Raw genomic sequence first — 11,805 nt, forward strand, 5'->3', positions numbered from 1 at the left:
GAAGGACCAAGATATGAAACTGCTACGTTACGGTGATGCAGGCGCCGAAAAGCCGGGGATGCTGGATGCTGACGGCACCCTGCGCGATCTCAGCGGCATCGTGGGCGACATCGCGGGCGACGTGCTGTCGGACGAAGGGCTTGCCAAGCTGCGCGACATCGACCCCGCCAGCCTGCCGAAGGTCGACGGCAACCCGCGCCTTGGCCCCTGCGTCGGGAGCATCGGCAAATTCTGCTGCATCGGTCTGAACTATTCCGACCACGCCGCCGAAACCGGGGCCGCGATCCCCGCGCATCCGATCCTGTTCATGAAGGCCAACAGCGCCATCGTGGGCCCCAACGACCCGGTGATGAAGCCGCGCGGCTCGACCCATACCGACTGGGAGGTCGAACTGGGCGTGGTCATCGGCAAGACCGCGAAATACGTCACGAAAGAGGACGCGCTGGACTACGTTGCGGGCTACTGCGTGATCAACGACGTGTCCGAGCGTCACTATCAGTCGCAACTGACCGGCCAGTGGACCAAGGGCAAAAGCTGCGACACCTTTGGCCCCACCGGCCCCTGGCTGGTGACCCGTGACGAGGTCGCGGACCCGCAGGCGCTGAACATGTATCTGGACGTGAACGGCAAGCGGATGCAGACCGGCAATACCGGCACGATGATCTTCACCGTGGCCGAGATCATCGAACATCTCAGCGGACTTTTCACCCTGCATCCCGGCGACGTGATCTCGACCGGCACCCCTCCGGGCGTCGGCATGGGGATCAAGCCCCAGCCTGTCTATCTGGACAAGGGCGACGTGATGGAGCTGGGCATCGACGGCCTTGGCGTTCAGCGTCAGGAGGTCGGGCAGGACGCCTGAACCACACGCAAGCGTTTTGGAACGGCCCTGCTGTTTGCGGGGCCGTTCCGGTTTTTGCAGGCTTGAAAAAAATGGGCCCGGATTGATCGAGCGCAAGGTATCCCCGGTCTGACCCCTATACCCCAAGGGTCAGAGGAAAAAGGAGACCACCATGTATTCCAACATCATGATCCCCGCCGATCTGAAGCACACCGACCGTATGGACAAGGCGCTGTCGGTCGCGGCCGATCTGGCAAAACTCTATGGGGCTGCGCTGCATATCGTCGGCGTCGGGCAGAGCCAGCCGACCGAAGTGGCGCGGACGCCAGCGCAATATGCCCAGAAGCTCGCGGGTTTTGCCGCGGACAAGTCGAAGGCGCTGGGCGTTGACTTTGCAGCACACGCCGAGACCAGCCATGACCCGGCGGTTGATCTGGATGCGGTGCTGGTCCGTGCTGCCGACAATCTCGACACCGATCTGATCGTGATGGCCAGCCACGTGCCGGGCGCTGCGGAATACATAATGGCGTCGAACGCGGGCCATCTTGCCTCGCACGCGCATATGTCGGTGTTCGTGGTCCGGTAAGTCCCCCCGACGCCCTAAATCTCGATGCCCTAAATCTTGATAATCGCGCCCTTGTGTCCGATCACCCGCGAGGCCAGTTCGTGCCCGGCTTGCAAGGCTGTTGCCTGATCTGCGCCGGATGCGCGTGCAAAGAGGTAGCCTGCATTGAAACTGTCGCCCGCGGCGGTGGTATCGACGACGCGAGTTGCAGGGGCAAAGGTTAGTCCCGAGGTGCTGCGGGTCAGGTCATAAGGGCCCGCCATCCCGCGTTTCAGCGCGCCGTCGGTGACGCCTGACGCCTTCAGGCGGGCCAGTACTGCGGCCTCGGACGCGTCGCCGTGGATCGCCATTTCGTCATCGACAGATGGCACGGCAATGTCGGTCACGCCCCACATCGCGTTGTTCACGTCGATTGCGGTCTGCGCGTCTTCCCACAGGCGCGGACGGTGGTTGCTGTCATAGGCGACCAATCCGCCGCTACGGCGATAGGCGGCCAGCGCGTCGATCAGGGCGGTGCGGACGGATGCGGGCAGGATCGCGAGCGAGATGCCGGACAGATAGACCATATCGAATTGCGCCAGCACATCCAGCGTCACTTTGCCCGGCGCGCTGAACAGCGTGCGCGCGGCACTTTCCGACCGCCAATAGGTAAAGCTGCGCTCGCCCGCAGCGTCGGTGTCGATGGCATAAAGCCCGATATTGCTGTCGCAGCGGCGCTCGATATGATCCGTGCCGATGCCGAACAGTTGCATCTCGTGCAGGGCGCGCTGCGAGAACGTGTCCTGCCCCAGCGCCGTGACATACGATACCGTGCAGTCCGATCCGCGTGCCAGTTGCGCCAGATAGACGGCGGTGTTGTAGCTGTCGCCGGCCACGTTCAGCCGCGCCTCGCCGCTGGGATGCCCCAGGATTTCGATCATCACTTCGCCGATGCAGGCGATCTTGGAAAACGGCTTCATGGAACCTCGGATCATGGCGCCGCTGAGGGCGTCGTTGCTCTTGAAATTGCTGGCGCTATCATAGCCTTGGAACGCTGGTTATGAAAGACCGCAGACAGGACCATAGAGAGGGAGGCACCGATGCAACAAGCCGAAGATTTCCGGAATGAGACAGATGCGCTGGCCGCGATATTACGGCCCTTGGCGGATGCCGAGTTCGACCGCGAAACGCTGTTCAAGGGCTGGACCATCGACGACGTGATCGGCCATTTGCATCTGTTCAACGTCGCCGCCGCGAAGTCGCTGGAGAGCGACGCGGCCTTTGCCGAATTCTTCGCGCCGATCAGGGAGGGCATGGAGAAAGGAACCTCGCTGCGCGAATTGCAATATCCGTGGCTGGCGGGCCTGCGCGGTCGCGGGCTGATGGAGGAATGGTTGCGCGCTGCGCATTCCCTTGCCGATGCCTATGCCGAGACCGACCCGAAGAAGCGCCTGAAATGGGCGGGGCCAGAGATGAGCGCGCTGTCATCCGTGACGGCGAGACTGATGGAGACATGGGCCCACGGGCAGGAGGTGTTCGACGCCTTGGGCAAGACCCGCACGGAACACGACCGCATCCGCAGCATCGCACACTTGGGCGTCGCGACCTATGGCTGGACCTTCGCCAATCGCGGGCTGGACGTGCCGCAGCCTGCGCCCTTTGTGCGGCTGACGGGGCCATCCGGTGACGTATGGACCTGGAACGACGCGCAGCCTGATAATCGCGTCGAGGGCACGGCGGTGGATTTCGCCAAGGTGGTCTGCCAGACGCGCAACGTGGCCGACACCGACCTTACCACCACGGGCGACGCCGCCGCGCGGTGGATGGAAATCGCACAGTGTTTCGCAGGCCCGCCCGAAGATCCGCCCAGCCCCGGCGCGCGTCATGTGGCGGCGGGCTAGGCACGCGCTAGTGGTTGTCGCGCGGCAGGCTCTTGCGGGCGATATCGCGATAGTTTGGCGCATCGCGCAGGGTCATCCCCTTGTCGAAGGGTTCGACCAGCTCGCGGAAATACTGCTGCCAGGGGGACTGGCTGGCGGGGTATTTATAGCCGCCGTCTTCCATCAACGCCTTGTGCCGCGCCGCCAGTTCGTCCTCTGACAGCAGGATGTCGGCGGTAAAGCGTTTGAGGTCGATCCGCAGCCGGTCGCCGTTGCGCAGCAGAGCCAGCCCGCCGTTGTCCGCAGCCTCGGGCGATGCGTTCAGGATCGACGGCGAGCCCGAGGTGCCCGATTGCCGCCCGTCGCCGATGCAGGGCAGCGCGTGGATGCCCTGTTTCAGCAGGTACGAGGGCGCGCGCATGTTGACCACTTCGGCCCCGCCGGGATAGCCCTTCGGGCCCGCGCCGCGCATCACCAGGATACAACCCGCGTCGATGTTTTCCGCGGGGTCGTCGATGCGGTGGTGATAGTCTTCCGGCCCGTCAAAGACGACGACGCGCCCCTCGAAGGCTTCGGGGTCGTCGGGATTGCTGAGATAGGTCTGGCGGAATTCGGCGTCGATCACGCTGGTCTTCATGATTGCGCTGTCAAAGAGCGTGCCCTTGAGGTTGATGAACCCCGCGTTCTGCATCAGCGGCGCCTCGACCGTGCGGATCACGTCTTCGTTCACCGATGCCTTGTCGGCGCAATTGTCGCCCATCGACTGACCGTTGGCGGTGATCGCTTCGGGGTTCGGCAACAGCCCCGCCCGCATCAGCGCACCGACCACGGCGGGCACACCGCCCGCGCGGTGGAAATCCTCGCCCAGGTATTTGCCTGCGGGTTGCAGGTTGACCAGCAGCGGAATGTGGTGGCCGTGGGTCTGCCAGTCGTCGTTGTCCAGCGGCACGCCCAGATGGCGCGCGATGGCGTTCAGGTGGATGGGCGCGTTGGTCGATCCACCCAGCGCCGAGTTGATGGCGATGGCGTTCTCGAAGGCTTCGCGCGTCATGATGTCCGACGGGCGCAGATCGTCCCAGACCATGTCGACGATGCGCTTGCCGGTCTCATAGCTGATCTGCCCGCGCTCGCGGTAGGGGGCGGGGATGGCGGCTGAGCCGGGCAGTTGCATCCCCAGCGCTTCGGCCAGCGAATTCATCGTGGTCGCGGTGCCCATCGTGTTGCAATAGCCGACCGACGGGGCCGAGGCTGCGGCCATGTCCATGAACTCTGCATCGGTGATCTCGCCTGCGGCCAGCCGCTCGCGCGCCTTCCAGATGACGGTGCCCGAGCCTGCGCGCTCGCCCTCGAACCAGCCGTTCAGCATCGGGCCTACGGACAGCGCGATGGCGGGGATGTTCACGGTGGCGGCGGCCATCAGCAGGGCGGGCGTGGTCTTGTCGCAGCCGATGTTCAGCACGACACCGTCCAGCGGATAGCCATAGAGCGCCTCGACCAGACCCAGATAGGCCAGGTTGCGGTCCAGCATGGCAGTGGGGCGTTTGCCGGTTTCCTGAATGGGATGCACCGGCACCTCCATCGGCACGCCGCCTGCTGCGATGATGCCGTCGCGGACGCGTTTGGTCAGTTCCAGATGGTGACGGTTGCAGGGGCTGAGGTCGCTGCCCGTCTGCGCGATGCCGATGATCGGCTTGCCCGATTGCAGCTCTTCGCGGGTCAGCCCGTAGTTCAGGTAGCGTTCCAGATAGAGCGCCGTCATTTCCATGTTGTCCGGGTTCAGGAACCACTTGCGCGAACGTAGATCCTGCGGGCGTATCTTGGACATCTGGGGGCTCCTTTTCGGGGCGATTCAGGGCATATCGGTTTGGTATACCATTCTGGGGGCAAGTCGGCCCGGTGTCCAGAGCCCGCGTGAATCAGATCGCGAGATACCCGAGGCCCGCAGCGGCACCGACTGGCTGAGCCCGCGGATGCAGATGTGGTGAAAGCCAGCCGGTCTATGGGCGGGGCATGTTCGGGTCCGGGACTGCCAGCCCCGGACCCCTCATCCCAAGATGTCAGACTGAAATCCGCTCTGCCTCGGCCATCACGTCGGCGGCCGCCTTTTCGCGTACGGGGCCATAGCCGCGCACGTCCATCGGCAGGGCCAGCAGGGCGGCGCAGGCGCGGGCCTTGTCCGCATTGTAGTGGACTGCCACGCGGTCCATCACCTCGTCGAACCAGTGCAGCAATGCGCGGTCCAGCTTGCGGTCGTGGCTGCGCCCGAAGGGGTCAAAGACCGTGCCGCGCAGCCCCTTCAGGTGCGACATGCCGCGCAGCATGGGCGTCAGCCACGGACCGAAGGCGCGCTTGTTCGGACGCCCCCGCGCATCGCGGCCCAGCGGCAGCAGCGGCGGCGCGAGGTGATAGTTCACCTTGTAGTCGCCCTCGAACTCCTCGGCCAGTTTCGCCTCGAACCCGGTCTGGGTCATCAGGCGGGCAACCTCGTATTCGTCCTTGTAGGCCATCAGCTTGAACAGCGACCGCGCCGCCAGCATTACCATCTCGGGCGGCAGATCGTCGGACAGGCGCGCCAGCCGGTCGCGGTAGCGCTGCGCATACTTGGCGTTCTGGTAGTCGGCCAGAAAGGCCGCGCGCCGGTCGATCAACTGCTCAAGCGTTTCTTCGGGCTGCACGTCGTCGACCACGCCCAGGGCGTCGGGGTTCACGGCCAGCACGCGGCCGATATCAAACGCCTGCTTGTTCTTGTCCACGGCCACGCCGTTCAGCACCATCGCCTGTTTCAGGGCGATCTCGCTGACCGGAACCAGCCCCTGTTGCCACGCGGCGCCCAGCAGGATGATGTTGGCGAAAACGGTATCGCCCATCAGCTCCTCGGACAGCTTGTTCGCGTCCATGCCCAGCACGTTGTCGTCGCCCACCACGCCGCGCACCATCGCCTCGCGCTCGTCGATCTCAAGGTCGGCATCGCGGCGCAGCACCAGGTCGCCGGTGGGCATTTCGGCGCGGTTCAGCACCGTGCGGGTGCCGTGGCGCAGATGCGCGGAGGCCTTGGGCGACGACGCCACGACCGCGTCGCAGGCGATCATTGCATCGGCGCGGCCCGCTTCAATCCGCACCTGGTGGATGTCTGCGGGCGTGGGGGCCAGCCGGACATAACCCAGCACGGTGCCGAATTTCTGCGCAAAGCCGGTAAAGTCCAGCACGCTCGACCCCTTGCCCTCAAGGTGGGCCGCCATGGTGATCAGCGCGCCGACCGTCACGACACCGGTGCCCCCGACACCCGCGACCAGCAAACCGTAAGGGCCAGTCAGACGCGGCACCGCCGGCTGCGGCAGGCGCGACAGCGGACCGCTCAGATCAATGCTGACCTCGCGCTTGCGCCTTGTGGCCCCCTCGACGGTGACAAAGCTGGGGCAAAAGCCGTTCAGGCACGAAAAATCCTTGTTGCACGACGACAGGTTGATCTTGCGCTTGCGGCCAAAGGGGGTCTCCTTCGGCTCGACGCTCAGGCAGTTGCTCTCGACCGAGCAATCGCCGCAGCCTTCGCAGACCAGATCGTTGATATAGGCAAAGCGCGGCGGATCTTCGGCGGTGCCCCGCTTGCGGCGGCGGCGTTTCTCGGTGGCGCAGGTCTGTTCGTAGATCAGGACGCTGGTGCCTTTGACCTCGCGCAACGCGCGCTGCACGCCGTCCATCTCGGCGCGGTCGTGGAACGTGGTGCCGCGCGGGAAATCGGCGTGGTCGAATTTGTCGATGTTGTCGGACACCAGCGCGATGCGCTCGACCCCCTCGGCGCGGCAGGTCTGGGCGATGCCCGTCACGCTCACCGGGCCATCGACAGGCTGGCCGCCGGTCATCGCGACAGCGTCGTTGTAGAGGATCTTGTAGGTGATGTTGGATTTTGCCGCGACCGACTGGCGGATCGCCAGCGAGCCCGAGTGATACCAGGTGCCTTCGCCAAGGTTCTGGAAGATATGCTTGTTGCCGTTGAACTTGCTGGCCGCCGTCCACGGCACGCCTTCGCCGCCCATCTGGGCATAGCCGACGGTTTCGCGGTCCATCCAGGACGCCATGACGTGACAGCCGATGCCGCTGGCGGCGGTCGATCCTTCGGGCACCTTGGTCGAGGTGTTGTGCGGGCAGCCCGAGCAGAAATAGGGCGTGCGCGTGGCACCGGGGCGCGACAGCACCGGTGGCGGCGTTTCAGTCAGAGCCGCGGCCTTGGCGGGCAGGTTTTCGTCTGGAAAGAATGCGTCCAGACGTTCGGCCACGATGGGCGCCAGCAACAGCGGCGACAGCTCGCCCGTCCACGGGATCAGCGGATCACCCGCCGCGCGGTGCTTGCCGACCATGCGCGCGGGCTTGTCGCCGGGCCAGTCATAGAAATATTCCTTGAACTGGCTTTCGATGATGCCGCGCTTTTCCTCGATCACCAGCACCTCTTGCTTGCCGCGCACGAAATCCAGCGCGTCGCGGCGGGCCAGCGGCCAGACCATCCCGACCTTGTAGATGTCGATGCCCAGGCGGCGGCAGGCGGCCTCGTCCACACCCAGCAGGCGCAGGGCTTCCATCAGGTCCAGATGGCCCTTGCCGGTGGTGACGATGCCGAACTTGGCATCCTTGACGTCATAGATATGCCGGTCGATCGGGTTTGCCTCGACAAAGGCCTCGACCGCTTCCAGCTTGGCACCGATGCGGGTCTCGATTGCGGGGCTTGGCAGGTCGGCGGGGCGCACGTGCAGGCCACCTTGGGGGCCCGTGTAATCGGGCTGGGTGAAGGTGCGCGCGGGTTTCAGATCGACCGACTGCGCCGCCTCCACGGTTTCCGAGACCGCCTTGAACCCGACCCAGGTGCCCGAGAACCGCGAAAGCGCGATGCCGTATTCGCCAAACTCCAGGTATTCGGCCACCGTCGCGGGGTTCAGCGTCGGCATGAACCACGACATGAACGCGACATCCGACTGGTGCGGCATCGACGACGACACGCAGCCGTGGTCGTCGCCCGCCACCACCAGCACGCCGCCCTTGGGCGACGAGCCATAGGCGTTGCCGTGCTTCAGCGCATCGCCCGAGCGGTCCACGCCCGGACCCTTGCCGTACCACATGGAAAACACGCCCTCGACCGTGCAATCGGGGTCCAGCGTGGCCTGCTGCGCGCCCAGCACGGCGGTGGCGCCGAGGTCTTCGTTCACCGCAGGCATGAATTCGATGGTATTCTCTGCCAGCAGCTTTTTCGACCGCCACATCTCCATGTCGACCCCGCCCAGAGGCGAGCCGCGATAGCCCGACACGAACCCGGCGGTGTTCATCCCCGCCGCGCGGTCGCGGGTGGCCTGATCCAGCATCACCCGCACAAGGGCCTGCGTTCCGGTCAGAAAGACGCGGCCCGTCTGCGCGGTGTAGCGGTCGGACAGCTGGTAGGTGGCGAATATGGGATCAAGCTTGCTCATGGGGATACCTCCGGTGCTGGCTTTGATGACCATTCTAGCGCGCATTGCTGCGCAGTTCTGATCTGATTTGACCCTCTCAGATAGGTTGGTGAGCAGAAATTTCCACCCAAACGGCTTTGCGTTGGAAATTAATCCACCCCGCGCCGCCCTGCGATCATTTGCGCCCCATTGCCCCGCGGCGCACCGCTTGGCATAAGCGATCCATCATCATCAGGGGGCCGAACTATCATGACCAACCCGCTTATCATCTGCTGCGCCATCACCGGATCGCTGCCGACCAAGGCGAACAATCCCGCCGTGCCGATCAGCGTCGCCGAACAGGTGGAAAGCACCCATGAGGCGTTCGAGGCGGGTGCCACCATCTGCCACGCCCATGTGCGCAACGCAGACGAGACGCCTTCGGCTGACCCCGACAAGTTCGCGGCGCTCAAGGAAGGGCTTGAGAAACATTGCCCCGGCATGATCATCCAGTTCTCGACGGGTGGCCGTTCGGGGGCCGGGCAGGCGCGCGGTGCCATGCTGTCGTTGCGCCCCGACATGGCGTCGCTGTCGGTGGGGTCGAACAACTTTCCCACGCGGGTCTACGAGAACCCGCCCGATCTGGTGGACTGGCTGGCGGCGGAGATGATCACCTATGACATCAAGCCCGAGGTCGAGGCATTTGACCTCTCGCACATCCTGCAAGCGGTCAAGATGCACGGCGACGGGCGGATCAAGGACACGCCTTACGTCCAGTTCGTGATGGGCGTGAAGAACGCCATGCCCGCCGACAAGCACGTGTTCGACTACTATGTCGAGACGGTGAACCGCCTTCTGCCCGGTGCGCCGTGGTGTGCCGCAGGGATCGGTGCCAATCAGGCGGTGCTGAACGAATGGTCGATCGCCGCCGGTGGCCATGCGCGCACGGGGCTGGAAGACAACGTGCGGCTGGACCGCGACACGCTGGCCGCGTCGAATGCCGCATTGGTCAAACGGACGGTCGCGATTGCCGAACGTCACGACCGCCCCGTTGCTACTGTGGCGCAGGCCCGTGCGCTTCTGGGTCTGCGGGCCGCTTGACTTTGACCCGCAGCGTCGCGTTGATGCCGCGCAACCGGATATAAAACCCGAAGGGAAGACTACGATGATGAAAACCCGCGCCGCCGTCGCCGTTGCCGCAGGCAAACCACTGGAAATCATGGACGTGAACCTTGAAGGACCGCGCAAGGGCGAGGTTCTGGTCGAGATCAAGGCCACGGGCCTGTGCCACACCGATGAATTCACCCGATCGGGCGACGACCCCGAAGGGATCTTTCCCGCCATCCTCGGCCACGAGGGCGCAGGCGTCGTGCTTGAAATCGGCGAAGGTGTCACCACGCTGGAAGTCGGCGACCACGTCATCCCGCTGTACACGCCGGAATGCCGCGAATGCGAATATTGCCTGTCGGGCAAGACCAACCTGTGCCAGGCGATCCGCGTCACCCAAGGGCAGGGCCTGCTGCCCGACGGCACCACGCGGTTCTCGATGATGGACGGCACGCCGATCCATCACTACATGGGCTGCTCGACCTTCGCCAACCACACCGTGATCCCCGAGATCGCGCTGGCCAAGGTCCGCAAGGACGCCCCCTTTGACAAGATCTGCTATATCGGCTGCGGCGTCACCACCGGCATCGGCGCCGTGATCAACACCGCCAAGGTCGAGATCGGCGCGCGCTGCGTGGTCTTTGGTCTGGGCGGCATCGGTCTGAATGTCATCCAGGGCCTGCGCCTTGCCGGCGCGGACCAGATCGTCGGCGTCGATCTGAACGACGACAAGGAAGAAACCGGGCGCTATTTCGGCATGACCGACTTTGTGAACCCCAGCAAGATTGACGGCGATCTGGTGCCCTATCTGGTCGAACTGACCAAGGGCGGCGCGGACTATACCTTTGACGCGACGGGCAACACCAAGGTGATGCGCGATGCGCTCGAGGCCGCGCACAAGGGCTGGGGCGAAAGCATCATCATTGGCGTGGCGCCTGCGGGTGCCGAGATTTCAACGCGCCCCTTCCAACTGGTCACGGGCCGCGTCTGGCGCGGCACGGCATTCGGCGGGGCCAAGGGGCGCACGGACGTGCCCAAGATCGTCGACTGGTACATGAGCGGCAAGATCGAGATCGACCCAATGATCACCCACAAGCTGACGCTGGACGAGATCAACCACGGTTTCGAGCTGATGCATCAGGGCAAGTCGATCCGCGCGGTTGTCGAATTTTGATGGTTTGAGTGGGCCGTTGCCAGAAATGGTGACGGCCTTTATCCGGTAGTGATCCACGCCAACACAGGGCAGCGCCCGACCGCGGGTGGGCGCTCCAACCTCCGTCCATGCCACTTGATCCCACAGCCTTGGCCTGCGGATGAAGATAGGCAATACGACGAGAAAGCGCCCGCCCATGGGGCGGTCGGGCGCTGCCTGGCGGCACTGCGTGCCTTGATTCCGGGCTTGGTAGGCTTGGCAACGGGGCATTTCCCAAAGGACACCAGCCAAAACGCTCCTCATACCCTGCACAATTGTGATTGGGCACATCCCTATTCTCTGCTATTCTGAACCGAACGGTACAGTTCGCGACGGGCTGTCACAGGATCAGGGACCCATTGACCATGAAGCTGACAGTAGACGGAACCGCCCACGAGGTTGACGTGGAAGAGGACATGCCCCTGCTGTGGGTGCTGCGTGACGAACTGGGCTACAAGGGCGTGAAATACGGCTGCGGCGTCGCGCAATGCGGGGCCTGCACCGTCCATCTGAACGGCGCAGCCGTGCGCTCCTGCCAGACATGGGCCGCCGACGCCGAAGGCGCCGAGATCACCACGATCCAGGGCCTTGGCACCCCCGACGCCCTGCACGCGGTGCAAGAGGCATGGATCACCCATCAGGTCGCGCAATGCGGATATTGCCAGGCGGGCCAGATGATGCAGGCCGCGGCCTTGCTGGCCGAAACACCTGCGCCATCGGATGCCGATATCGACGACGCCATGTCGGGCAACCTGTGCCGCTGCGGCACCTATCCACGCATTCGCGCCGCGGTCAAAACCGCCGCCGCCCTACTGAGCGAGGTCTAAGCC

General features: G+C 64.5%; 9 protein-coding genes. 6 read left to right on the forward strand and 3 right to left on the reverse strand.

The genetic code is table 11. The annotated features are described in order from the left end of the window. Window positions 1-13 precede the first annotated feature (13 nt). Window positions 14-862: a fumarylacetoacetate hydrolase family protein gene (locus NTA49_RS10875; RefSeq protein ID WP_258294787.1), complete on the forward strand. Its 849-nt coding sequence runs from the start codon at window positions 14-16 to the stop codon at window positions 860-862. Between the two features lie 151 nt (window positions 863-1,013). Next, window positions 1,014-1,427, forward strand: coding sequence for a universal stress protein (locus NTA49_RS10880; protein WP_258294788.1), 414 nt, complete (start codon window positions 1,014-1,016; stop codon window positions 1,425-1,427). Between the two features lie 29 nt (window positions 1,428-1,456). Here NTA49_RS10880 and NTA49_RS10885 read toward each other — a convergent pair whose 3' ends face one another. After that, entirely contained in the window at window positions 1,457-2,380 is a 924-nt protein-coding gene (locus NTA49_RS10885) for a sugar kinase (RefSeq protein WP_258294789.1), read from the reverse strand. A gap of 105 nt (window positions 2,381-2,485) precedes the next feature. On the opposite strand from NTA49_RS10885, the gene NTA49_RS10890 reads away from it, so the two are divergent. Then, a complete protein-coding gene (locus NTA49_RS10890) occupies window positions 2,486-3,286 on the forward strand; it encodes a TIGR03084 family metal-binding protein (protein ID WP_258294790.1) in 801 nt (266 codons plus the stop codon). Between the two features lie 7 nt (window positions 3,287-3,293). Here NTA49_RS10890 and NTA49_RS10895 read toward each other — a convergent pair whose 3' ends face one another. Both NTA49_RS10895 and NTA49_RS10900 read right to left on the reverse strand, forming a co-directional pair. Then, the gene (locus tag NTA49_RS10895) at window positions 3,294-5,090 is read right to left on the reverse strand and encodes an IlvD/Edd family dehydratase (protein ID WP_258294791.1); all 1,797 of its coding nucleotides are present in this window, start codon (window positions 5,088-5,090) and stop codon (window positions 3,294-3,296) included. A gap of 232 nt (window positions 5,091-5,322) precedes the next feature. Next, a complete protein-coding gene (locus NTA49_RS10900) occupies window positions 5,323-8,718 on the reverse strand; it encodes an indolepyruvate ferredoxin oxidoreductase family protein (RefSeq protein WP_258294792.1) in 3,396 nt (1,131 codons plus the stop codon). Window positions 8,719-8,946: 228 nt separating this feature from the next. Between NTA49_RS10900 and NTA49_RS10905 the strand changes: the two genes are divergently transcribed. From NTA49_RS10905 to NTA49_RS10915, 3 genes are all read left to right on the forward strand, one after another. Further along, entirely contained in the window at window positions 8,947-9,777 is an 831-nt protein-coding gene (locus NTA49_RS10905) for a BKACE family enzyme (RefSeq protein WP_258294793.1), read from the forward strand. A gap of 67 nt (window positions 9,778-9,844) precedes the next feature. Continuing rightward, entirely contained in the window at window positions 9,845-10,957 is a 1,113-nt protein-coding gene (locus NTA49_RS10910) for an S-(hydroxymethyl)glutathione dehydrogenase/class III alcohol dehydrogenase (protein WP_258294897.1), read from the forward strand. Window positions 10,958-11,340: 383 nt separating this feature from the next. Continuing rightward, window positions 11,341-11,802, forward strand: coding sequence for a (2Fe-2S)-binding protein (locus tag NTA49_RS10915; RefSeq protein ID WP_258294794.1), 462 nt, complete (start codon window positions 11,341-11,343; stop codon window positions 11,800-11,802). Window positions 11,803-11,805 lie beyond the last annotated feature (3 nt).

Source organism: Pseudosulfitobacter koreensis (assembly GCF_024733015.1).
In the GTDB taxonomy this organism is placed as follows: Bacteria; Pseudomonadota; Alphaproteobacteria; order Rhodobacterales; family Rhodobacteraceae; genus Pseudosulfitobacter; species Pseudosulfitobacter koreensis.